This window comes from Variovorax sp. FW301-JW7, from assembly GCF_058788795.1.
Genome location: NZ_JBYTBC010000007.1, coordinates 82,748 through 105,133, shown reverse-complemented (window position 1 = coordinate 105,133; position 22,386 = coordinate 82,748). Strand labels below are relative to the sequence as shown.

Annotated in this window: 19 protein-coding genes; 14 read left to right on the top strand and 5 right to left on the bottom strand. The window is 68.6% G+C overall.

The window, feature by feature from the left end; genetic code table 11:
- The first annotated feature begins 98 nt into the window (after window positions 1-98).
- From pncB to AC3WQM_RS19880, 8 genes are all read left to right on the top strand, one after another.
- Entirely contained in the window at window positions 99-1,319 is a 1,221-nt protein-coding gene (pncB, locus tag AC3WQM_RS19915; RefSeq protein WP_062470551.1) for a nicotinate phosphoribosyltransferase, read from the top strand.
- A gap of 36 nt (window positions 1,320-1,355) precedes the next feature.
- Window positions 1,356-2,768 carry a sodium:proton antiporter gene (locus AC3WQM_RS19910; RefSeq protein ID WP_492681078.1) on the top strand — a complete coding sequence of 471 codons (1,413 nt, stop codon included), beginning with the start codon at window positions 1,356-1,358 and terminating at the stop codon, window positions 2,766-2,768.
- Between the two features lie 34 nt (window positions 2,769-2,802).
- On the top strand, window positions 2,803-3,795 hold the full coding sequence (locus AC3WQM_RS19905) for a 2-hydroxyacid dehydrogenase (RefSeq protein ID WP_492681076.1): 993 nt from the start codon (window positions 2,803-2,805) through the stop codon (window positions 3,793-3,795).
- A 42-nt stretch (window positions 3,796-3,837) separates the two neighbouring features.
- Entirely contained in the window at window positions 3,838-5,208 is a 1,371-nt protein-coding gene (locus tag AC3WQM_RS19900; protein ID WP_492681436.1) for a DNA recombination protein RmuC, read from the top strand.
- Entirely contained in the window at window positions 5,205-6,368 is a 1,164-nt protein-coding gene (locus AC3WQM_RS19895; protein WP_492681074.1) for an MFS transporter, read from the top strand. Before AC3WQM_RS19900 ends, AC3WQM_RS19895 begins: the two co-directional genes overlap by 4 nt.
- Before the next feature lie 109 nt (window positions 6,369-6,477).
- Entirely contained in the window at window positions 6,478-8,016 is a 1,539-nt protein-coding gene (locus AC3WQM_RS19890) for an MFS transporter (RefSeq protein WP_492681072.1), read from the top strand.
- 82 nt (window positions 8,017-8,098) lie between these two features.
- Window positions 8,099-8,545, top strand: a complete 447-nt coding sequence (locus AC3WQM_RS19885; RefSeq protein WP_139705435.1) for a hypothetical protein — start codon at window positions 8,099-8,101, stop codon at window positions 8,543-8,545.
- Window positions 8,546-8,547: 2 nt separating this feature from the next.
- A complete protein-coding gene (locus AC3WQM_RS19880) occupies window positions 8,548-9,198 on the top strand; it encodes a TetR/AcrR family transcriptional regulator (RefSeq protein ID WP_492681070.1) in 651 nt (216 codons plus the stop codon).
- Window positions 9,199-9,213: 15 nt separating this feature from the next.
- Here the strand turns inward: AC3WQM_RS19880 and AC3WQM_RS19875 are convergent, their stop codons facing one another.
- The 3 genes from AC3WQM_RS19875 to earP all read right to left on the bottom strand — a co-directional run bounded on the left by AC3WQM_RS19875 (window position 9,214) and on the right by earP (window position 11,983).
- Window positions 9,214-10,077 carry an LOG family protein gene (locus AC3WQM_RS19875; protein ID WP_070059745.1) on the bottom strand — a complete coding sequence of 288 codons (864 nt, stop codon included), beginning with the start codon at window positions 10,075-10,077 and terminating at the stop codon, window positions 9,214-9,216.
- Window positions 10,078-10,195: 118 nt separating this feature from the next.
- The gene (gene efp / locus AC3WQM_RS19870; RefSeq protein WP_062479082.1) at window positions 10,196-10,750 is read right to left on the bottom strand and encodes an elongation factor P; all 555 of its coding nucleotides are present in this window, start codon (window positions 10,748-10,750) and stop codon (window positions 10,196-10,198) included.
- Window positions 10,751-10,903: 153 nt separating this feature from the next.
- Window positions 10,904-11,983 (bottom strand): elongation factor P maturation arginine rhamnosyltransferase EarP, encoded by a 1,080-nt coding sequence (gene earP, locus AC3WQM_RS19865; protein WP_492681068.1) that lies wholly within the window; start codon window positions 11,981-11,983, stop codon window positions 10,904-10,906.
- A 116-nt stretch (window positions 11,984-12,099) separates the two neighbouring features.
- Here earP and AC3WQM_RS19860 point away from each other — a divergent pair, with 116 nt between their 5' ends.
- Complete coding sequence (locus AC3WQM_RS19860; protein WP_492681066.1) at window positions 12,100-13,548, top strand: M20/M25/M40 family metallo-hydrolase; 1,449 nt, start codon at window positions 12,100-12,102, stop codon at window positions 13,546-13,548.
- A 61-nt stretch (window positions 13,549-13,609) separates the two neighbouring features.
- Here AC3WQM_RS19860 and ggt read toward each other — a convergent pair whose 3' ends face one another.
- The gene (ggt, locus tag AC3WQM_RS19855) at window positions 13,610-15,697 is read right to left on the bottom strand and encodes a gamma-glutamyltransferase (protein ID WP_492681064.1); all 2,088 of its coding nucleotides are present in this window, start codon (window positions 15,695-15,697) and stop codon (window positions 13,610-13,612) included.
- Window positions 15,698-15,843: 146 nt separating this feature from the next.
- Here ggt and uvrC point away from each other — a divergent pair, with 146 nt between their 5' ends.
- The 3 genes from uvrC to AC3WQM_RS19840 are packed head-to-tail and all read left to right on the top strand — an operon-like array spanning window position 15,844 to window position 19,325.
- Window positions 15,844-17,817, top strand: a complete 1,974-nt coding sequence (gene uvrC, locus AC3WQM_RS19850) for an excinuclease ABC subunit UvrC (protein ID WP_489057445.1) — start codon at window positions 15,844-15,846, stop codon at window positions 17,815-17,817.
- 57 nt (window positions 17,818-17,874) lie between these two features.
- A complete protein-coding gene (gene pgsA / locus AC3WQM_RS19845; protein WP_062479069.1) occupies window positions 17,875-18,441 on the top strand; it encodes a CDP-diacylglycerol--glycerol-3-phosphate 3-phosphatidyltransferase in 567 nt (188 codons plus the stop codon).
- On the top strand, window positions 18,438-19,325 hold the full coding sequence (locus AC3WQM_RS19840) for a DMT family transporter (RefSeq protein WP_492681062.1): 888 nt from the start codon (window positions 18,438-18,440) through the stop codon (window positions 19,323-19,325). The genes pgsA and AC3WQM_RS19840 overlap by 4 nt, the downstream gene beginning before the upstream one ends.
- Window positions 19,326-19,343: 18 nt before the next feature.
- On the opposite strand, the gene AC3WQM_RS19835 is transcribed toward AC3WQM_RS19840, so the two are convergent.
- On the bottom strand, window positions 19,344-20,306 hold the full coding sequence (locus tag AC3WQM_RS19835; RefSeq protein ID WP_492681060.1) for a LysR substrate-binding domain-containing protein: 963 nt from the start codon (window positions 20,304-20,306) through the stop codon (window positions 19,344-19,346).
- 70 nt (window positions 20,307-20,376) lie between these two features.
- On the opposite strand from AC3WQM_RS19835, the gene AC3WQM_RS19830 reads away from it, so the two are divergent.
- Window positions 20,377-21,288 (top strand): alpha/beta fold hydrolase, encoded by a 912-nt coding sequence (locus AC3WQM_RS19830; protein WP_492681058.1) that lies wholly within the window; start codon window positions 20,377-20,379, stop codon window positions 21,286-21,288.
- Window positions 21,285-22,370 (top strand): tartrate dehydrogenase, encoded by a 1,086-nt coding sequence (locus AC3WQM_RS19825; RefSeq protein WP_070059623.1) that lies wholly within the window; start codon window positions 21,285-21,287, stop codon window positions 22,368-22,370. Before AC3WQM_RS19830 ends, AC3WQM_RS19825 begins: the two co-directional genes overlap by 4 nt.
- Window positions 22,371-22,386 lie beyond the last annotated feature (16 nt).

Here is a 22,386-nt window from a genome sequence, read left to right as displayed (position 1 = left end):
AGGACGTGCAGTCCGACCCTCGTAGGCACAGGCCGACGCAGGCCGTGATAATGGAACGGACGCCGACGCCAGAGACCCGAGACACCGCGCACCGCACCATGATCATTCACAGCCTGCTCGACACCGACCTCTACAAGTTCACGATGATGCAGGTGGTCCTGCACCACTTTCCGGGGGCGCGGGTCGAGTACCGCTTCAAGTGCCGCAACCCGGGCGTCAATCTCGCGCAGTTCGCGGGCCAGATCCGCGACGAGATCCGCAGCCTGTGCTCGCTGCAGTTCCGCGACGCCGAACTCGCCTACCTGCGCTCGATGCGCTTCATCAAGAGCGACTTCGTCGACTTCCTGGGCCTGTTCCGGCTCAACGAGAAGTACATCAACGTCATTCCCCAGCCCTCGGGCGAGCTCGAGATCCGCATCAAGGGCCCGTGGCTGCACACGATCCTGTTCGAGATCCCGGTGCTGGCCATCGTGAACGAGGTCTACTTTCGCAACACGCAGAAGAACCCCGACTTCGAGGAAGGCCGCCGCCGCCTCGACCTCAAGATCAGCCAGCTGCAGGAGGCCGGCCTGGGCGACCTCAAGATTGCCGACTACGGTACGCGCCGCCGCTTCTCGAAAGACTGGCATGAAGAGGTGCTGCGCACGCTGACGCAACGGCTCGGCGCCGTGGCCTCGCCGCCGGCCAAGTCGCCCGCGGGCGAGCACCTGCCGCAGCTGGCCGGCACCAGCAACGTGCTGTACGCCATGAAGCTCGGGCTCATTCCGCTGGGCACCATGGCGCACGAGTACCTGCAGGCCTGCCAGGCCCTGGGCCCGCGGCTGCGCGACAGCCAGATCTTCGGCTTCGAGAGCTGGGCGCGTGAATACCGCGGCGACCTGGGCATCGCGCTGTCCGACGTGTACGGTATGAGCGCCTTCCTGCGTGACTTCGACCTGTACTTCTGCAAGCTCTTCGACGGCGCCCGCCACGACAGCGGCGACCCGTTCCAGTGGGGCGAGCGCATGCTGGCGCACTACCACGCGAACCGGGTCGACCCGCTCACCAAGACGCTGATCTTCAGCGACGGCCTCACGGTGCCGCGCACCATCGAGCTGTACCAGCAGTTCCGCGGTCGCTGCCTGCTGGCCTTCGGCATCGGCACCAACCTCACCAACGACCTGGGCTACGAGCCGCTGCAGATCGTCATCAAGATGATCCAGTGCAACGACCAGCCTGTGGCCAAGCTGTCGGACACGCCGTCCAAGAACATGTGCGAGGACGAGAAATACCTGGCCTACCTGCGCCAGGTGTTCGAGATCGAACAACCCCCCGTTTGAAGGCTGTACTGACCTGTCTGGTACGGTACAGCCCCCATGAAGAAAACGATCCGACTGACGGCAGCCGCGGCGCTGCCGATGCTCTTTCCCGCCCTGGCCTTCGCCGCTGATTTCGACGGTGCCGCGCTCTCGCCGCTGTGGGGCGTGCCGTTCGCCGGCATCCTGCTTTCCATCGCGCTGTTGCCGCTGGCCACGCCCGCGTTCTGGCACCACCACTACGGCAAGATTTCCGCCGCCTGGGCGCTGGCCTTCCTGCTGCCCTTTGCCGCGACCTACGGCGCGGGGCTGGCGGGCGTGCAACTGGTGCATGCGCTGGTGGCCGAGTACATCCCGTTCATCATCCTGCTCACGGCGCTCTTCACCGTGGCGGGGGGCATCCACATCCGCGGCAACCTGCACGGCACGCCCGGGCTCAACACGGCGATCCTGGCCATCGGCGCGGTGCTCGCGAGCTTCATGGGCACCACGGGCGCCTCGATGCTGCTGATCCGGCCGCTGATCCGGGCCAACGACAACCGGCAGCGCAAGGTGCACGTGATCGTGTTCTTCATCTTCATCGTGTCGAACGCGGGCGGCTCGCTCACGCCGCTGGGCGACCCGCCGCTGTTCCTCGGCTTCCTCAAGGGCGTGGGCTTCTTCTGGACCGCGCAGCACATCCTGCCCGAGACCATCTTCATCCTGGCCGTGCTGCTGGCGCTTTTCTATGTCATCGACCGCCACTTCTATCGCAAGGACGGCGTGCTGCCCGTCGACCCGACACCCGACACCCCGCGCCTGGGCTTCGACGGCGCGGCCAACTTCTGGCTCTTGGGCGGCATCGTCGCGCTGGTGCTGCTGAGCGGGTTCTGGAAATCGCCCGTGGTGTTCGACGTGTTCGGCACCGAGGTCGGCCTGCCGGGCCTGGTGCGCGACGTGGGGCTGGCGCTGATCGCCATCGTCTCGTACAAGCTCACGTCGCCCAAGGTGCACGCCGACAACCAGTTCGAGTGGGGCCCGATGGCCGAGGTGGCCAAGCTCTTCGCCGGCATCTTCCTGACCATCATCCCGGTGATCGCCATGCTCAAGGCCGGCACGCAAGGCCCGTTCGGCGCCATCGTGGCGGCCGTGACGCGCGCCGACGGCCAGCCCGACCCGGCCATGTACTTCTGGGCCACCGGCATCCTGAGCTCGTTCCTGGACAACGCGCCGACCTACCTCGTGTTCTTCAACACGGCGGGCGGCGACCCGGCGGCGCTCATGACCACCTATGCCAGCACGCTGGCCGCCATCTCGGCGGGCGCCGTGTTCATGGGCGCCAACACCTACATCGGCAACGCGCCGAACCTGATGGTCAAGGCCATCGCCGAAAGCCGCGGCGTGCGCATGCCCAGCTTCTTCGGCTACATGGCGTGGTCGGGGGCGATCCTGATCCCGCTGTTCGTCCTGTGCACCTTCATCTTCTTCCGTTGATCCTTCCAGCCCTTCAAAGAAAGAGACACGTTCCATGAGCAGCAGCAAGCCCAAGATCCTGGTCGCGCGCGCGGTGTTCCCCGAGACCCTCGCGCGCCTGGCGCAGCATTTCGAGGTCGAGTCGAACCAGGCCGACGAGACCTGGAGCAAGGACCAGCTGATCGCCAAGCTGCAGGGCAAGCAGGGCGCCTTCACCACCGGCAGCGAGCGCATCGATGCCGCGGTGCTCGACGCCTGCCCCGAGCTGAAGATCTGCGCCAACATGGCCGTGGGCTACAACAACTTCGACGTCGACGCCATGGCCGCGCGCGGCGTGCTCGGCACCAACGCACCCGACGTGCTGACCGAGACCACGGCCGACTTCGGCTTTGCGCTGCTCATGGCCACCGCGCGCCGCATCACCGAGAGCGAACACTTCCTGCGCGCCGGCAAGTGGGAAAAGTGGAGCTACGACATGTTCGCCGGCTCCGACATCCACGGCGCCACGCTGGGCATCATCGGCATGGGCCGCATCGGGCAGGGCATTGCCAGGCGCGGTGCGCACGGCTTCGGCATGAACGTGATCTATCACAACCGTTCGCGCCTCGATGCCGCGCTCGAAGCCGAGTGCAAGGCCCGCTATGTCGGCAAGGAAGAGCTGCTCAAGACCGCCGACCACGTCGTGCTGGTCGTGCCGTACTCGCCGGCCTCGCACCACACCATCGGCGCGGCCGAGATCGCGCTCATGAAGCCGACCGCCACGCTGGTCAACATCGCGCGCGGCGGCATCGTCGACGACGCCGCGCTGGCCGTGGCGCTGCGCGAGAAGCGCATCGCCGCCGCCGGCCTCGACGTGTTCGAGGGCGAGCCCAAGGTCCACCCCGACCTGCTCACCGTGCCCAACGTGGTGCTCACGCCGCACATCGCCAGCGCCACCGTGCCCACGCGCCGCGCCATGGCCGACCTCGCGGCCGACAACCTCATCGCCTGGGGCACCGGCAAGGGGCCTCTGACGCCGGTCACGCCGGTGCCGGCGGCCACGAAGTAACCTGAAACCTGACCGCGAGCGCGACACGCCCCCACCTTGGAACTGACGGATCTGATTCTTCTCGCACTGGCCGCATTCGCCGTGGTGCAGCTGGTGCTGGTCATCTGGCTGCTGGCCCGCCGGCCACCCCCCCCTGATCACAGCGAAATGCTGGGCGTGCTCGCCGCCATGGGCCGCGCCCACGAGCGCACCGAGCGCGAACTGCGCCACGAGATCGGCGAAAGCTCGCGCGGCGCACGCCAGGAAACCACGCAGGCCTTCGCTACCTTCCAGCAGTCATTGACGCAGCAGGGCGCCGAGGCCACGCGCACGCAGAACGCGCAGCTCGATGCCTTCTCGCTGCAGCTCGCGTCGCTGCAGAAAACTTTGGCCGACACGCTGAACACCCAACTGCAGGGCCTGAGCGAATCGAACGCGCGCCGCCTCGCCGAGGTGCGCACGACCATGGAAACCCAGCTGGCCCAGCTGCAGCAGAGCAACACCGCCAAGCTCGACGAGATGCGCAAGACCGTCGACGAGAAGCTGCAGAGCACGCTCGAAGCGCGACTGGGCGAAAGCTTCAAGCAGGTGGCCGACCGGCTCGAGCAGGTGCACAAGGGCCTGGGCGAGATGCAGACGCTGGCCGTCGGCGTGGGCAGCCTGCAGCGCGTGCTGACCAACGTGAAGACGCGCGGCGTGTTCGGCGAAGTGCAGCTCGAGGCGCTGCTCGAGCAGGTGCTCACGCCCGAGCAGTACGCGCGCCAGGTCGAGACCAAGCCGCGCAGCGGCCAGCGCGTCGACTTCGCGATCCGTTTTCCGGGGCGCGGCGACGACGGCGCGCCGGTGTGGCTGCCGATCGACGCCAAGTTCCCGCGCGACGACTACGAACGCCTCATCGACGCCCACGAGCGCGCCGATGCCGCCGGCGCCGAGGCCGCGGCCAAGGCGCTCGAGACGCGCATCCGCGTCGAGGCCAAGTCGATCGCCGAGAACTACCTCGCAGCGCCGCACACCACCGATTTCGCGATCCTGTTCCTGCCGGTCGAAAGCCTCTACGCCGAGGTGCTGCGCCGCCCCGGCCTGATGGACGCCATCCAGCGCCAGCACCGCGTGACGCTGGCCGGCCCGACCACCTTGCTCGCCATGCTCAACAGCCTGCACATGGGCTTTCGCACGCTGGCGCTGGAGCGCCAGGCCTCCGAGGTCTGGAAGGTGCTGGGCGCGGTCAAGACCGAGTTCGAGCGCTACGGCGAATGGGTGGCGCGCATCAAGGAACAGGTGGCCAAGGCTTCCGACACCATCGACAAGGCCGACACGCGCGCCAAGCAGATGCGCCTGGCGCTGCGCAAGGTCGAGGCCTTGCCCGAGGCGCAGTCGCAGGCGTTGCTGCCGCCCACGGCCGACACTGACAGCGAGGCCGACGACACCCCGTGAAAGGTTCTGAACTGCTGCGCGTCATCGTGGCGCAGGTCTGTTTGCACGCCACGATGGCGGGCATGCGGCTCGCCACCCCGCTGCTCGCGCTGCAGCAAGGCTACAGCGCGGCGGCCGTCGGCCTGCTGATCGCGCTGTTCGCGCTGACCCAGGTGTTTCTTGCGCTGCCGGCCGGGCGTTTTGCCGACCGGCACGGGCTCAAGCGCCCGCTGTGGCTGTCGGTGATCGCGGCCTCGGGCGGGGCAGGGCTGGCGCTGGTCTTCCCGGTGTTCCCGGTCATGTGCATCGCCGCGCTGCTGACCGGCGGCGCCACCGGTGCGACCGTCATCGCGCTGCAGCGGCACGTGGGCCGCTCGGCCACCGACCCGACGCAACTCAAGCGCGTGTTCAGCTGGCTGGCCATCGCGCCCGCCGCGGCGAACTTCGTCGGACCCTTCCTGGCCGGCATGCTGATCGACCACGCCGGCCGCGCGCCGGCCGACCTGCTGGCCTTTCGCATCTGCTTCGCCGTGATGGCCTTCCTGCCGCTGCTGTGCTGGCTGCTGGCGCGCGGCGCGCACGAGCCGCCGCGGGTGGCGCCGGTGCCGGGCGCCGCGCCCACGCGGGCCTGGGACCTGCTGCGCGAGCCGATGTTCCGCCGTCTGTTGTTCGTGAACTGGCTGCAGTCGTCGAGCTGGGACGTGCACGCCTTCGTGCTGCCGGTGCTGGGCCACGACCGGGGCATCAGCGCTTCGGTGATCGGCTCCATCCTCGGTGCCTTCGCGATCGCCGCGGCTGTCATCCGCGTGGTGCTGCCGCTGATCGCGTCGCGCGCCTCGGAGCGCAGCGTGATCCTGAGCTCGACGGTCGTCACCGCTGCCGTGTTCGCCGTCTATCCGTTGCTGGATTCGCCGTGGACCATGGGCATCTGCTCCGTGATCCTGGGCTTTGCGCTCGGCGCGGTGCAGCCGATGGTGATGAGCATGCTGCACCAGATCACGCCGCATGCCCGGCACGGCGAGGCGCTGGGGCTGCGGCTCATGACCATCAACGCATCGAGCGTCGCGATGCCGATGCTGTTCGGCTCGCTCGGCGCGCTGATCGGCATTGCCGGCGTGTTCTGGGTAGTGGGCGGCGTGCTGGCGCTGGGCGCCAAGGCGACCTGGGGATTGAAGCTGTGACGGCGGTTTGAATCCCACGTTGCAAATAACAGTAATTCTCATTTGGTTGACAAAATACTGACTCAAAGTCAGTATCGGCGCCTTCTTCGTTCCTGACCCGAAGGCGTCCATGGACTCCCATTCCCCGTCGGCGGCTGCCGATCCGCGCCGCCGCCTGGCCCTGGTGGCGGCGGTCTACCTCGGCAGCTTCATTGCCACGCTCGATGTGAGCATCGTCAACGTGGCGCTGCCCACGCTGCAGCGCGCGCTCGCCACCGACCTGGCCGGGCTGCAGTGGGTGATCGACATCTATGCGCTGTGCCTGTCGGCCTTCATGCTGTCGGCCGGCCCGATCGGCGACCGTTACGGCCGCAAGCGCGCGTGGCTGGCCGGCGTGGTGGTCTTCACCGTGGGCTCGGCGATGTGCGCGATGGCGTCGGGCCTGCCGATGCTGCTCGCGGGCCGCGCGGTGCAGGGCGTGGCCGGCGCGCTGATGATTCCGGGTGCGCTGTCGCTGCTGGCGCACGCCTTCCCCGAGCCGGCGAGCCGCGCGCGGGTGATCGGCGGCTGGTCGTCGTTCACGGCGCTGTCGCTGATCCTCGGGCCGATGCTCGGCGGCCTGCTGGTGGACCACGCGGGCTGGCAGAGCATCTTCCTCATCAACCTGCCGATCGGCGTGCTGACCGTGGCGCTGGGCATGTGGGGCCTGCGCGAGTCCTCGCACCCCGAGCATGCAGCGCTCGACCCGGCCGGGCAGGTGCTCAGCGTGCTCTGGCTGGGCGCGTTGACCTACGGGCTCATTGCCGCGGGCGAGCACGGCTGGGGCTCGCGCCACGCGGTGGTCGCGCTCGTCGCGGCGGGTGTCGGCCTGGCGCTGTTCCTGGCGGTGGAGGCGCGCGTGGAACGGCCGCTGCTGCCGCTCGCGCTGTTCCGCGACGCGCGCTTTTCGGTCACCAACTTCGCCTCGTTCGTGCTGGGCTTCTCGACCTACGCCAGCCTGTTCTTCTTCTCGCTGTTCCTGCAGCAGGTGCAGGGCTGGTCGGCCAGCGAGACCGGCTGGCGACTGGTGCCGCAGTTCGTGGCGACCGGCCTCGTGGCCTCGCAGTTCGGCCGGCTGGCGCGCCGCTTCGAGGTGCACACGCTGATGGTCGCGGGCTACGGGCTGATTGGCGTGGCGATGCTGCTGCTGACGCTGTTCTCGGCCGACACGCCGTACCTGCCGCTGGCGCTGCTTTTCGTGGCGCTGGGGGCGGGCGCGGGCTTGGCCGTGCCGGCGACGAGCACGGCGGTGATGGCCTCGGTGCCCGCGCAGCGCTCGGGCATGGCCTCGGCGACCATGAACGCGCTGCGCCAGGGCGGCATGCTGATCGGCATCGCGCTGCTCGGCACGCTGATGCGCACGCGCGCCACCGCGCTGATGGCCGAATCGCTTGCGCGTGCCGGCGTGCCCGATGCACCGCAGGCGGCGGTGGCCGCGGTCTCGCGGCACGACCTCGGCGCGCTCGCAGCGCTCGACGCCGGCACCGCGCAGCGGCTGTTGAGCGATGCGCTCGCGGGCGGCTTCCATGCGGCGATGGCCTGTGCCGGCGTGGCGGGGTTGGTGGCGGCGGGGCTGCTGCTGCGCGTCAGGCCGCGTGCCGCCGCACTCGCAGCCGCCACGCGCGCCTGAGCTGTTCGCCATGCCCGCCGTCCGCATTCCCTTCCTGCGCCGCAGTGCCCGGCGCCTTCCGGTTATCTACAAGGAGTCTTTCATGATCCGTCACGAGCTCAGTCAATGGCCGCTGGTCATCAGCGTGTCCGCAGGCCTGCAGACGCTGGAAAGCCTGCAGGCCTTCACCGAGGACTGGAACCGCTGGCTCGACCGCGGCGAGCCCTTTGTCTCGCTGCGCGTGTTCGCGGACGCCGACGCGCTGGTGCATCCCGAGGGCAGCGCCCAGAGTGCGAAGCAGTGGCTGCAGGCGCGCGGCGCCGACATCCGCCGCCATATGATGGGCATGGCGAGCGTGGTGCCCGCCGACCAGTTCGAGAAGATCAGCAAGATGAACGTCGAAAAACTCTTCGGCATTCCCGCGAGCACCTTCGCCCGCACCGACGAGGCCCTGGCCTGGCTGCGCGAGCGCGTGCTGGCCCCGCGCGGCCTGCGTCTCGATGCTGCGGCCGTGCACGCCGCCATCGACACGGCACGCGCCGGTACCTGACCATGACAAGCAGCAGCCCCGACGACACCTCCGCCAGCACCGCACGCCGCCGCACCAAGGCGCCGCAGACCCGCGCCGTCGCGCTGATGGACGCCGCCGAGCAGCTGTTCATCGCCAAGGGTATTGCCGCCACCAGCATCGACGACATCGCGGCCGGCGCGCAGGTGGCCAAGGGCACCTTCTATCTGTACTTCTCGTCGAAGGAGGCGCTGCTCGGTGCGCTGCAGCAGCGCTTCGTCGACACCTTCTGCGCCCGCCTGCAGGAGGCGATGGACCGCCACGCGCCGGGCAAGTACCGCGCGCGGCTCAAGGCCTGGGTGGAAACGGGGCTGGAGACCTACCTGGACAACGTCGCGCTGCACGATGTGGTGTTCCACGAGTACCGGCCCGAGGACCGGCGCATGCGCAACGACAACGTCGTCATCACGCAGCTGGTCACCCTGCTGAAGCAGGGCGACGCCGCGGGTGTGTGGGAGGTCGAGGACGCGACGCTGACGGCCGTGATCCTCTTCAATGCGCTGCACGGCGTGGCCGACGATGCCGTGGCCATGGGGCCGCACGCGAACCCCGTGGCCGACCGCCGCCGCCGCGCCCGCGCGCTCACGCGCTTCTTCGAGCAGGCCCTGCGGCCCGACGACAGCGACGACGCCTGATCGATATCGGGTCGATCAGAGTTTGTAGAAACGTTTGATGGCGTCCCACGCGTCTTCGGGCGCGTCGACGTATTCGAAGAGCTTCACGTCGCCGGGCGAGATCACGCCTTCGTCGACCAGGAAGTCGAAGTCGATCAGCTTCTTCCAGTAGTCCGAGCCGAAGAGCACGATCGGCACCGGCTTCGACTTCTTGGTCTGCACCAGCGTGATCACCTCGAACAGCTCGTCGAGCGTGCCGAAGCCGCCCGGGAACGCCACCAGCGCCTTCGCACGCATCATGAAATGCATCTTGCGGATCGCGAAGTAGTGGAACTTGAAGCTCAGCGCCGGCGTGACGTAGGGGTTGGCTTCTTCTTCCATCGGCAGCGCGATCGCCAGGCCGACCGAGAGGCCGCCGGCTTCGTGCGCGCCGCGGTTGGCCGCCTGCATGATGCCGGGGCCGCCGCCGGTGCACACGAAGAGCTTGTCCTGCGGTTCCTTCTTCTCGCTGTACTGCGCGACCAGCTTGCCGAAGGTGCGCGCCTTCTCGTAGTAGTGCGAGTTGCGCGAGAGCCGGCGCCAGCGCTCGGCCAGGGCCGTGTCGCCGGCCGCCTCGGCCTGCGCGACCAGCGCGGCGGCCTCGTCTTCGCTGCGAAAGCGCGCGCTGCCGAAGACCACCACCGTGTTCTCGATGCCGTGGGCGCGCTGCTCGAGGTCGGGCTTCATCAGCTCCAACTGCATGCGGATGCCGCGCGTTTCGCGGCGCAGCAGGAACTCGGGATCGGCAAAGGCCAGGCGCGAGGGATCAGGGTCCAGGGGAAGGCCCCGGTCGGAATGGGACTGCAGCGTGGCCCAGGCATCGGCCAGGCGCTTGTCGTGAATGTTGTGCGTGTTGTTCATGGAGCTGTCGAGCTGAATTGACTTGGCATTGTGCGCCGACGCAAGCGATGTGCCCGCCAACGAAAAAGGCTCCTTGCGGAGCCCTTTCGTGGTGGCGGTCAACCGGGTGCGAACACGTTCAGACGCGCTTGCGGTATTCGCCGGTGCGGGTGTCGATTTCGATCTTGTCGCCTTGCGACACGAACAGCGGCACGCCGACTTCGAAGCCGGTGGCGATCTTGGCGGGCTTCATGACCTTGCCCGAGGTGTCGCCCTTGACGGCCGGCTCGGTCCAGGTGATTTCGCGCTCGACGCTGGTCGGCAGTTCGACCGAGATGGCCTTGCCGTCATAGAACACCACTTCGACGGCCATGCCGTCTTCGAGGTAGTTCAGGGCGTCGCCCATGTTCTCGGCTTCGACTTCGTACTGGTTGTACTCGGCGTCCATGCAGACGTACATCGGATCGGCGAAGTAGGAGTAGGTGCACTCCTTCTTGTCCAGCACGATCTGGTCGATCTTGTCGTCGGCCTTGAAGACCACTTCGGTGTTGAAGTTGGCGATCAGGCTCTTCATCTTCATGCGCACGGTGGCGCTGTTGCGGCCGCCGCGGCTGTATTCGGTCTTGAGGACGACCATCGGGTCCTTGCCGTGCATGATGACGTTGCCGGCGCGGATTTCTTGAGCGATTTTCATATCAGGTTCTCTGGATGTTGGCCGCTCGGTGCGCGGGGCCCTCGGCGCTGCATGCCGTCGTATCTGGCCCCGCCGTACATGTCCCGCGGCAGGTTTGGCGAAAGGCGTCCCCGACCGTGGCGGCCAGGGCTGAATTCCGCAAAGCCCGCTATTTTAGCTTTTTCCGGCGACCAGCTGCCGCAACTGGGCCAGCAGATCGTCCTGCGCGAGCAGCCTGCCGCGCGCCGCACGGGCGGTGTCGCGCCAGGCGTCCAGCGGGCCAGGCGCGGGCAGGGGCGCGTCGCCGAAGCCGTTCCAGGCGTGGTGAAAAAGCCGCAGCTGAGGCGGGGCGCCGAGCCAGTCGAGCCAGGCGTTGAGCTTGACGTGGTGCGCGTCGTCGTCCTGCGGGTAGATCTGCCAGACCAGCGGCGCGCCGGCCCAGAGGGCGCGCACCAGCGAGTCTTCGCCGCGCACGAAGTTGAAGTCGCAGGCCCACAGCAGGTGGTCGAAATCCGCCTGGCTGAGGTAGGGGAGGTATGAAATTGATAGCGAACTTTGGGCGCCCATCGGTCGATCGAGCGCATCAAGGCTCGCCTGCACGGCGCGCGCAGCCCGGCCTGCGGTGGCCAGCAGCCGCGTGGGCACCGGGTCGGCGGCCAGCTGGGCGAGCAGGGCGGCCAGCGCCGGCGGCTCGTAACAGAAGAGCGAGACCAGGCGCTCGCCCTCCTGCCAGGGAATCTGCTGCGCCTCCAGCCAGGGCGCCCGGTCGAAGCGCGCCTGGCGCGCCATGAGGTCGGGCTCGCGCAGCAGGCCGCCGGTGGCGGGCGTGAAGCCCGGGTAGAAGAAACGTTTCGTCAGCCCGGCCCCAGGGCCCTTGAACACCGGTGACGGCAGTCGGTGCAGTTTCTCGACATAGGGCTCGGCCGACAGGTACTCGAGGTTGATCCAGGCTTGCGCAGGGCCCGGGGCCTGTGCGAAACGCGCGATGAGCTCGGGCTCCGGGTCGCAGCCGAAGGCCTCGACCAGCACGTCAGGCACGGAATCGGCAACGGCGCGGCGCACGGCTTCGGCGTCGGACCAGTCGATCACCTGCACGCCGTCGCAGCCGGCCGGCGCCATCCAGTGCAGCGCCGTCGGGTCGTCGACCCACAGCCGCGCGCGCTCGCCCGCCGCCGCCAGCTGGCAGGCCAGGCGCCAGCAGACGCCCAGGTCGCCGTGGTTGTCGATGACCTTGCAGAAGATGTCCCATTGCATGCGCGTGCCCATGGCCGCGAGTGTGCCCGTCTTCGCGGTCGCTCAGGCGCGGGCGAAAACGGGGCCCGCTTGCTATGCTGCCCGTCGCCACAACAACCATCGGAGAGAGCCAGACCATGAGGATGCAGACCCGTCGCCGTTCGTCGTTTTCTTCTTCGCCCTTGCGCAGCGCCAAACGCGGCGTGCTCGCGCTCTCGCTGGCCCTGGCCGGCATCGCCGGCGCCCAGGCGCAGACCGCGCCGCTCACCGCGCAGCAGCAGCGCTTTCGCGAGATCTACAAGGAACTGATCGAGATCAACACCACGCACTCGGTGGGCGACAACACGGTCGCGGCGCGGGCCATGGAAAAACGGCTGGTCGACGCGGGCTTCGCGCCCGGCGACATCCAGATCTTCGAGCCCTTCCCGAAGAAGGGGAACCTGGTGCTGCGCTTCAAGGGCGACGGCAGCAAGAAGCCGCTGCTGCTCTTGGCCCACATCGACGTGGTCGAGGCCCGCCGCGAAGACTGGAAGACAGACCCCTTCAAGCTGCAGGAAACCGGCGGCTACTTCACGGCGCGCGGCGCCATCGACGACAAGGCCATGGCCGCGGCGCTGGTCTCCGTGCTGGGGCAGCTCAAGCAGGAAGGCTTCAAGCCCAAGCGCGACATCATCCTGGCGCTCACCGCCGACGAAGAGCGCGGCGACGCACTCAGCAACGGCGCCTTCTGGCTCATCAACAACAAGCCCGAGCTGCTGCAGGCCGAGTTCGGCATCAACGAGGGCGGCGGCGGCGAGCTGCGCGGCGGCAAGCCGAACCTGCACCGCATGCAGGTGGCCGAGAAGATGTACACCACCTACATGCTCGAGGCGCGCGACGTGGGCGGCCACAGCTCGGTGCCCACCAAGACCAACCCGATCTACGCGCTCTCGGCCGGCCTGGAGCGCCTGGGCAACTACGCCTTCCCGATCAAGCTTGCGGACGTCACCAAGACCTACTTCGCGCGCAGCGCGCCGTTCGCCACCGGCCAGCTGGCCGACGACATGCGCGCCATCGGCACCGGCAACCCCGACGCCGGCGTGCTCGAGCGCATGACGGCCAACCCGGCCTACAACGCCCAGCTGCGCACCACCTGCGTGGCGACGATGGTGCAGGCCGGCCATGCCGAGAACGCGCTGCCGCAATCGGCCAAGGCCACGGTCAACTGCCGCATCCTGCCGCACGACGATCCCGAGGAGGTTGAGCGTCTGCTGACCCAGGCGGTGGGCAACGACAAGATCGTGGTGCGCAACATGGGCAAGCCGCTGCGCAGCCCGGCCTCGCCGCTCAATGGCGACCTCGTGAAGACGGTCGAGACGCTCACGCAGCAGATGTGGCCCGGCGTGCCCGTGGTGCCCGCCATGAGCACCGGCGCCACCGACAGCCGCTTCCTGCGCAACGCCGGCATCCCGATGTACGGCGTGACCGGCATGTTCCTCGAGCCGGCCGATGCGCGCGCGCACGGGCTGGACGAGCGCATCGAGATCCAGCGCCTGTACGACGGGCGCGAGTTCCTGTACCGGCTGGTGTCGGAAGTCGCGAAGTAAATCAACAGGTGATCAGGCAAGGGGGCTGGCGCAGCGAAGGCGGCGCCAGCCCCCTTGTCGTTCAGGGCGTGAAGGTGTCGCCCAGCACGATGCCTTCGCGGCGCGGATCGGCGCCGCCGGTCAGCGCGGGCTTGCCGCCGACGTTCGTGCGCAGGATGGTGCTCACGCCGCTGGACTGCGCCCCCAAGTTCACCGTGTGGCCGAGCGCGCGCAGGCCGGCGATCAGCGGGTCGTTGTTGCCCGAGTTGGAGGTGTCGATGGCCGGGTGCTCGCCGCCCACGTTGGTGAGGCTGTAGGTGGCGCCGGCGGGCGTCGGTGGTGGGGTGTTGGTGGCACCGAAGTCGACCAGTGACGTGGCTTGTTGCGCATCGAGTCCCCAGTCGAGCGCGCCGACCAGTGTCTTCACCACGTACTGGATGATCGTGCCGCCGCCCGGCGAGCCGGTGCCCATCACGAACTCGCCCATGCTGCCGTCGGCGTTCTTCTTGAACACCAGCGTCGGCGCCATCGTGCTGCGCGGGCGCTTGCCGGGGGCGACGCGGTTGGCGAACTTCACGTTCGGGGTCACCGAGGTGTCGATCGGGTTGAGTGCGAAGTCGGTCAGCTGGTTGTTCAGCAGGAAGCCTTGCGTCATGTGGAACGAGCCCATGCTGGCTTCCACCGTCGTGGTCATCACGACCACGTTGCCTTGCTTGTCGACGACGGTGAAGTGCGTGGTGCCATGCTCTTCGGTCTTGTCGACGCCCAGCGGCACGTCGCCCCGATCGCCAGCCTTGGCGAGGTTCATGCTCTTCGTCAGGCTGATGAGGCTGGCGCGGCCCTGCAGGTAGGACTTGTCGATCAGCATGGCGGGGCTGCCGCCGGGAAGCGGCACGAAGTCGGTGTCGGCCACGTACTTGTCGCGGTCGGCATACGCCAGGCGCTCGGCCTCGCTCACCAGGTGCACGCCCATTACGCTCGGCTTGCCGCCTTCGAGGTCGATGGCGGTCGGCTTGTGGTCGCTCAGCGTGAAGTTCTCGAGGATGCCGAGGGTCGCCACCACCGCGATGCCGCCCGAGGAGGGCGGCGACATGCTGCAGATGTAGTACTCGCGGTAGGTGCTGCAGACCGGGTCGCGGCGCTTGGCCTTGTAGGTGGCCAGGTCGGCCAGCGTGGTCTTGCCGGGGGTGATGGCCGAGCCGTCGCTGGCCGCCGTGGTGACCCCGATCTTGTCGACGATGCTCTTGGCGATGTCGCCCGTGTAGAAGGCGTTGGCGCCCTGTGTGGCGATGGTGTTCAGCGTCCTGGCGTAGGCCGGGTTCGTGAGCCGGGTACCCAGCGCCTTGGGCGTGCCGTCGGCGTTGAAGAAATAGGCCGTGGCGTCGGCGTCGCGCTTCAGGCTCGATGCGGAACCCGCGATGGCGCTCGCCATGCGCCCGCCGATCAGGAAGCCGTCGGACGCCAGCGTGATGCCATAGCCGAACAGGTCTTTCCAGGGCAGCTTGCCGTGGTCTTGATAAGCGATGTCGAGCATGCGCACGGCGCCGGGCGTGCCGATGGAGCGGCCGCTCGCTCGGGCGCCGCCGGGCTTGGGTGCGGTCTGGTCGTTCGTGTCGTCGATCCAGCGCAGGTAGTTCTCGGTGGCCGCGGCCGGTGCGGTCTCGCGCCCGTCATAGGCCTGCACCTTCTTCGTCGCCGCGTCGTAATGGAGCATGAAGGCGCCGCCGCCCAGCCCGCTCGATTGCGGCTCGACCAGGCCGAGCACGGCCTGCACCGCCACCGCCGCATCGACCGCGCTGCCGCCGGCCTTGAGCACGTCGCAGCCGGCGCGCGTGGCCAGCGGGTGGTTCGCGACCACCATGTAGTTCTTGGCGTACACCAGCTTGTGGCCGGGCACGTAGCCCGACGCCGGTTCCGGCGCGGCCGGATCGCCCGGGTCGCCCGAGCCGACGACCACCGAGGTGCCGCTGCTCGGGATCTGGCAGCCGTTGTCGGCGGCGGGCGGTGCCGTGGGCGTGGTCTGGTTGGCCGCGTTGATCGCGGCGATGGCCGCGACCAGTGCGGCGTTGTTCTGCGCGTTGTTGTTGCTGTTTCCGCCGCAGCCGGCCACGGCCAGGGAGAGCGCGAGGGGCGTCAGGGCCCACCACGCGCGCGTGGAGTTCTTGTTCATGGAGAGTGTTTCCCGAGTGGTGTTATTCGAAGGACAACGGGCGCTCCTCACGCCCGCGTCCATCATGAGCACATTTCATTCCCGTGCGTGTCGCGTTCGTACCGGGGGCGCCGCAGGGGCCCGCGCCGCGCGCCACAATAGCCGCCATGTCCGACGTGCATTCCGATCAATTGCTCAGCGAAGTCGCGGCCCTGCCGCAGTTGCCGGGCGTCTACCGCTATTTCGACGCGGCCGGCGCCGTGCTGTATGTGGGCAAGGCGCGCAACCTGAAGAAGCGGGTCGCCAACTACTTCCAGAAGAGCCACGGGGGCACCCGCATCGGCCACATGATCTCGAAGATCGTGCGCATGGAGACCACGGTGGTGCGCTCCGAGGCCGAGGCGCTGCTGCTCGAGAACAACCTGATCAAGACGCTCAAGCCGCGCTACAACATCCTGTTTCGCGACGACAAGAGCTACCCCTACCTGAAGATCGCCTCGCACGGGTTTCCGCGGCTGGCCTACTACCGCGGCGCGGTCGACAAGAAGCACCGCTACTTCGGGCCGTACCCGAGCGCCTGGGCGGTGAAGGAATCGATCCAGCTGCTGCAGAAGGTGTTCCGCCTGCGTACCTGCGAGGACACGGTGTACGCCAACCGCACGCGGCCTTGTCTGCTGTACCAGATCAAGCGCTGCAGCGGCCCCTGTGTGGGCCTCATTTCGCCCGAGGCCTACGCGCAGGACGTGGCCAGCGCCGAGGCCTTCCTGCTCGGCGACACGCAGGGCGTGCTCTCCACGCTGGAGCAGCGCATGACGGCGCATGCCGAGAAGCTCGAGTTCGAGCAGGCGGCCGAGCTGCGCAACCAGATGTCAGCCATCTCGCGCGTGCTGCACCAGCAATCGATCGAGGTGGTGTCCGACAAGGACGTGGACATCCTCGCGGTCAAGGTGCAGGGCGGCAAGGCCTGCGTCAACCTCGCCATGGTGCGCGGCGGGCGCCACCTGGGCGACCGCGCGTACTTTCCGGTGCACGTGGACGACGCGGCGCAGATCCACCACGGCGAGCTCGACGCCGAAGACGGCGCCGCCCCGGTGGCCGCCGACCCGATCGAGGTGCAGGTGCTCGAGGCCTTCATCGCCCAGCACTACATCGACGTGCCGGTGCCCGCCACGCTGGTGCTGGGCCGGCAGGTGAGCCGCGCGCTCATCGAGGCGATTTCGCAGCAGGCCGGCGCGCGCGTCACGGCCGTGTTCCAGCCGCACGAGCAGCGTCGCCACTGGCTCGAGATGGCCGAGACGAATGCCGGCCTGCAGCTCGCGCGGCTGCTGGCCGAAGAGGGCTCGCAGCAGGCGCGCACCCGTGCGCTGGCCGACGCGCTCGAGCTGGCGTCGGACGACCTGGAGAACTTCCGCGTCGAGTGCTTCGACATCTCGCACACGGCGGGCGAGGCCACGCAGGCCTCGTGCGTGGTGTTCGCGCACCACACGATGCAGAACCGCGAGTACCGCCGCTACAACATCGACGGCATCACGCCCGGCGACGACTACGCCGCCATGCGCCAGGTGCTGCACCGCCGCTACGGCAAGCTGGCCGAGGCGATGGCGGCCGAGACCGAGGCCCTGGCCCCGGGCGACGCGGAAAGCGAAGGGGCCGAGGGCGTCGAGGCGCCGCCGCCCAGGACGCCGGCCGCGCGCATGCCCGACCTGGTGCTGGTCGACGGCGGCAAGGGCCAGGTGTCGATGGCGCGCGAGGTGTTCAGCGAACTGGGCCTGCCGCTGTCGCTGATCGTCGGCGTCGAGAAGGGCGAAGGCCGCAAGGTCGGGCTCGAAGAGCTGGTGTTCGCCGACGGCCGCGAGAAGGTCTACCTCGGCAAGGATTCGGCCGCCCTGATGCTGGTGGCCCAGATCCGCGACGAGGCACACCGTTTCGCCATCACCGGCATGCGGGCCAAGCGCGCCAAGGTGCGGGTGGGCGGCAGCCAGCTGGAAGACATTCCGGGCATCGGCCCGAAGCGCCGGGCGCGCCTGCTGCAGCGTTTCGGCGGCATCCGCGGCGTGGCGGCGGCGAGCGTGGAAGACATTGCGTCGGTCGAAGGCATCGCCACCGAACTGGCCGAGGAAATCTATCGCGCGCTGCGCTGAAGACGGGATTGCCCCCGACCTTCCAGCGCTTCACGTGTGCATGACACAATCGCCCGCATGTTCTGGACCCTACCGACCATCATGACCTGGACGCGCATCGTCGCGATTCCGTTGATCGTCGGCGTTTTCTACCTGCCGATCAGCGAACCGACGCGCAACCTGATCGCCACGGTCATGTTCATCGTGTTCGCCGCCACCGACTGGCTCGACGGCTACCTGGCGCGCAAGCTCAACCAGACCTCTTCCTTCGGCGCCTTTCTCGATCCGGTGGCCGACAAGTTTCTCGTCTGCGCAGCGCTGCTGGTGCTGGTGCATCTGCAGCGCGCCGACGTGTTCGTGGCGCTCATCATCATCGGCCGCGAGATCGCCATCTCGGCGCTGCGCGAATGGATGGCGCGCATCGGCGCCGGCAAGAGCGTGGCGGTCCACATGATCGGCAAGGTCAAGACGACCGTGCAGATGGTCGCGATTCCCTTCCTGCTCTATGACGGGCACCTCTTCAAGGTGATCGACACCGGCCTGTGGGGCCAGTGGCTGATCTGGATCTCGGCGGTGCTCACCGTCTGGTCGATGGTCTATTACCTGCAGAAGGCCATTCCCGAGATCCGGGCCCACTCCAAATGACGGCGGCCGTCTCGGTCCGCAACGCAGGCTGGCTGCGGGCGATGCCGGCGGTCTTCGTGCTGATCTGGAGCACGGGTTTCATCGTTGCGCGCTATGGCATGCCCTATGCGCCGCCCCTCAAGTTCCTTGCCGTGCGCTATGCGCTGTCGCTCGCCTGCTTCGGCGTGTGGGTCGTGCTCGCGCGCGTGGCGTGGCCGGCGAAGCGCGCGCAATGGGGGCACCTGGCGGTCACGGGCATGCTGATGCAGGCCGGCTACCTCGGTGGCGTCTGGGCGGCCGTGCATGCGGGCATGGGCGCGGGGCTGGTGGCGCTGCTGGTCGGCATCCAGCCGGTGCTCACGGCGGTGTGGCTGTCTTTCAACGGTGGGCGCATTTCGGGACGGCAGTGGGCCGGGCTGGCCCTGGGCTTCGCGGGGCTCGTGCTCGTGGTGTCGCGCAAGCTGGGGCAGGGCACCGAGGTCAATGCGCTGACGATGGGGCTGGCCGTGATGGCGCTGCTGTCCATCACGGCGGGCACGCTGTACCAGAAGCGTTTCGTCGCGCCTTGCGACGTGCGCAGCGCCAGCGCGGTGCAGATGGCCGCCGCGCTGCTCGTGACCCTGCCTTTTGCCGCGCTCGAGGCGCAGGCCATCGAATGGAACACGCACTCGATCGGCGCGATGGCGTGGTCGGTGCTGGCGCTGTCGCTGGGCGGCAGCTCGCTGCTCTACATGTTGATTCAGCGCGGCACGGCCACCGCCGTCACCAGCCTGCTGTACCTCGTGCCGCCGTGCACGGCGCTGATGGCCTGGCTGCTGTTCGCCGAACCGATCACCTGGACCACGGTGCTGGGCATCGGGCTGACGGCCGTCGGCGTGAGCCTCGTGGTGCGCGCCGAGCGCTGACGGCGCTTTCCTTTTCTTTCAGCGCCCGCCCGGCTTGACCGGCTTCCAGGGCTCCGAGCGGAATTGCTCGACGAGGTGATCGACCAGCAGGCGCACGCGCCGCGGCGTCTTCGGTCGCCACGGCGCGACCCAGTGGATGTCGGCATCGGGCATGCCGTACTGCGGCAGCACGCGCACCAGTTCGCCGCTCGCCAGCTGCGGTGCGATGTCCCAGAGGCTGCGCAGCATGACGCCGCGGCCCGCAAGGCACCAGTCGCGCACCATCTCTCCCGAATTGCTCGTGAGCGGGCCCTGCACCCGCACGCGTGCCGTGCTGCCGTCGCGCGCGTGGCGCAGCGTCCAGAGCGCGAACTGGCGCGATTGGGCGGCGTCGCCGTTCTCGCGCGCGATCAGGCAGTCGTGCGTGGCCAGCGCCTCCACCGTGGCGGGCGTGCCACGGCGTGCGAGGTAATCGGGCGAGGCGGCCAGCACGCGCTGGTTGCGCGCGATGCGGCGCGTGGTCCAGTCGGCGGCGCGGTGCTGCTGCACCGCCCACAGCCAGACGGCGCCGTCGTAGCCTTCGGCGCCCAGGTCGGGCAACTGCTCGCTCAGCAGCAGCTCGACCTGCAGGCCGGGATGCTGCGCCTGGAAGTCGGCGAGCGCCGGGCCGAGCCAGCGCCGGCCGAAGCCGAAGGTGGCCGCGAGGCGGACCGTGCCGATCAGCGCGTTCTGCCGTTCGCCGAGTTCGCTTTCGAGCGCCGCGAAGCCGTCGAGCAGCGTGCGCGCATGCAGGCACACGGCCTCGCCCTCGGCCGTGACGCTGAGCCGCCGCGTCGTGCGGTCGAACAGCCGCTGCCCGAGCCGTGCCTCCAGCGCGCCGAGCCGCTTGGTGATGACCGAGGGCACCACGTCGAGCGTGGCGGCGGCGCCAGCCAGGCTGCCCTGGTCGCGGATGGCCAGCACCAGTTCGAGATCGCCGCGTTCCATCGCGTGGGGATTCATGCCAAAGTGGAAAGTATGAATTGGCTGATTGTTGCTTGATGGCCGCCAGGGTGCAACGCACAATCGCGGCGTGACGGCTTCCTTCCTCGACTTTCCCCGCTTCGACATCGCCCGCGATGGCGTGCGCATCCACGGTCGCGTCGGCGGGCAGGGCGCTCCCTTGCTGCTGTTGCACGGCCATCCGCAAACGCACGCGATCTGGCACCGCGTGGCGCCCGCGCTGGCCGAGCGCTTCACGGTGATCGCCGTGGACCTGCGCGGCTACGGCGACTCGGGCCGACCGGCGGTCGACGCCGAACACGCGGTCTACAGCAAGCGGGAGATGGCGCACGACGCGCTGGCCGCCATGCATCACCATGGCTTCGAGCGCTTCGCCGTGCTGGCGCACGACCGCGGCGCGCGCGTGGCCCACCGGCTCGCGGCCGACCATCCCGGCGCGGTCGAGCGCATGCTGCTGCTCGACATTGCGCCGACGCTGGCGATGTACGAAGGCACCACCGAAGCGTTCGCCAAGGCCTACTGGCACTGGTTCTTCCTGATCCAGCCGCCGCCGCTGCCCGAGGCGCTGATCGCCTCCGACCCGGTGCGTTACATACGCAGCGTGATGGGCGGGCGGCACGCGGGCCTCGCGCCGTTCGCGCCCGAAGTGCTGGCCGAGTACGAACGCTGCATCGCCATTGCGGGCACCGCCGAAGCCATCTGCGAGGACTACCGCGCCTCCGCCACCATCGACCTCGTGCACGACCGCGCCGACATCGCCGCCGGCCGCCGCCTCGCGCAGCCGCTGCGCGTGCTGTGGGGCGAGCACGGGGCGGTGGGGCGCGCGTTCGATGTGCTCTCGCTGTGGCGCGAACGGGCCGACGACGTGTCGGGCCGCGCCTTGCCTTGCGGCCACTACATCCCCGAAGAAGCCTCCGAGGCCTTGCTGGCCGAGGCGCTGAATTTTTTCGTTTCCCCCGAACACCCAGGAGCCCACCCATGAGCACCCACAGAATCGCAGTCATCGCCGGCGACGGCATCGGCAAGGAAGTCATGCCCGAGGGGCTGCGCGTGCTCGATGCGGCGGCGCGCAAGTTCGGCATCGACTTGAAGTTCGACCACTTCGACTTCTCGAGCTGGGACTATTACGAGAAGCACGGCCAGATGCTGCCCGACAACTGGAAGGACCAGATCGGCGGCCACGACGCCATCTTCTTCGGTGCGGTCGGCTGGCCCGAGAAGATTCCCGACCACGTGTCGCTGTGGGGCTCGCTGCTCATGTTCCGCCGCGAGTTCGACCAGTACATCAACCTGCGTCCCGCGCGCCTGATGCCCGGCATCGTCGCGCCCGTGGTGCGCCGCGACGGCACGCCGCGCCAACCCGGCGAGATCGACATGTACATCGTGCGCGAGAACACCGAAGGCGAGTACTCGAGCATCGGCGGGCGCATGTACCAGGGCACGCCGCGCGAGATCGTGGTGCAGGAAACCGTGATGTCGCGCGTGGGCGTCGACCGCGTGCTGAAGTTCGCGTTCGAGCTTGCGCAATCGCGGCCGAAGAAGCACCTGACCAGCGCCACCAAGTCGAACGGCATCTCGATCACCATGCCGTACTGGGACGAGCGCGTGGTGGAAATGGCCAAGGGCTACCCGGGCATCACGCTCGACAAGTTCCACATCGACATCCTCACGGCGCACTTCGTGCAGCGGCCCGACTTCTTCGACGTGGTGGTGGCGAGCAACCTGTTCGGCGACATCCTGTCCGACCTGGGCCCGGCCTGCACCGGCACCATCGGCATCGCGCCCAGCGCCAACCTCAACCCCGAGCGCACCACGCCCTCGCTGTTCGAGCCGGTGCACGGCTCGGCACCGGACATCGCCGGCCAGGGCATCGCCAACCCGATCGGCCAGATCTGGTGCGGCGCGATGATGCTGGAGTTTCTCGGCCACAAGGACGCGCATGACGCGATCCTGGCGACCATCGAGAAGGTGCTCGCGCCCCAAAGCGGCGCACCGCGCACGCCGGACATCGGCGGTCGGGCGGGCACGGCCGACCTCGGAAAGGCAATTGCCGAGGCCCTTTGAAAAGTACGTCGCGAAA

Bases quoted from the DNA above. Each gene is read 5' to 3' on its own strand.
- AC3WQM_RS19910 (WP_492681078.1), top strand. From the start codon at position 1,356: ATGAAGAAAACGATCCGACTGACGGCAGCCGCGGCGCTGCCGATGCTC.
- AC3WQM_RS19885 (WP_139705435.1), top strand. From the start codon at position 8,099: ATGATCCGTCACGAGCTCAGTCAATGGCCGCTGGTCATCAGCGTGTCC.
- efp (WP_062479082.1), bottom strand. From the start codon at position 10,750: ATGAAAATCGCTCAAGAAATCCGCGCCGGCAACGTCATCATGCACGGC.
- AC3WQM_RS19825 (WP_070059623.1), top strand. From the start codon at position 21,285: ATGAGCACCCACAGAATCGCAGTCATCGCCGGCGACGGCATCGGCAAG.
- pncB (WP_062470551.1), top strand. From the start codon at position 99: ATGATCATTCACAGCCTGCTCGACACCGACCTCTACAAGTTCACGATG.
- AC3WQM_RS19905 (WP_492681076.1), top strand. From the start codon at position 2,803: ATGAGCAGCAGCAAGCCCAAGATCCTGGTCGCGCGCGCGGTGTTCCCC.
- AC3WQM_RS19860 (WP_492681066.1), top strand. From the start codon at position 12,100: ATGAGGATGCAGACCCGTCGCCGTTCGTCGTTTTCTTCTTCGCCCTTG.
- AC3WQM_RS19880 (WP_492681070.1), top strand. From the start codon at position 8,548: ATGACAAGCAGCAGCCCCGACGACACCTCCGCCAGCACCGCACGCCGC.
- AC3WQM_RS19890 (WP_492681072.1), top strand. From the start codon at position 6,478: ATGGACTCCCATTCCCCGTCGGCGGCTGCCGATCCGCGCCGCCGCCTG.
- earP (WP_492681068.1), bottom strand. From the start codon at position 11,983: ATGCAATGGGACATCTTCTGCAAGGTCATCGACAACCACGGCGACCTG.
- pgsA (WP_062479069.1), top strand. From the start codon at position 17,875: ATGTTCTGGACCCTACCGACCATCATGACCTGGACGCGCATCGTCGCG.
- uvrC (WP_489057445.1), top strand. From the start codon at position 15,844: ATGTCCGACGTGCATTCCGATCAATTGCTCAGCGAAGTCGCGGCCCTG.
- AC3WQM_RS19835 (WP_492681060.1), bottom strand. From the start codon at position 20,306: ATGAATCCCCACGCGATGGAACGCGGCGATCTCGAACTGGTGCTGGCC.
- ggt (WP_492681064.1), bottom strand. From the start codon at position 15,697: ATGAACAAGAACTCCACGCGCGCGTGGTGGGCCCTGACGCCCCTCGCG.
- AC3WQM_RS19840 (WP_492681062.1), top strand. From the start codon at position 18,438: ATGACGGCGGCCGTCTCGGTCCGCAACGCAGGCTGGCTGCGGGCGATG.
- AC3WQM_RS19875 (WP_070059745.1), bottom strand. From the start codon at position 10,077: ATGAACAACACGCACAACATTCACGACAAGCGCCTGGCCGATGCCTGG.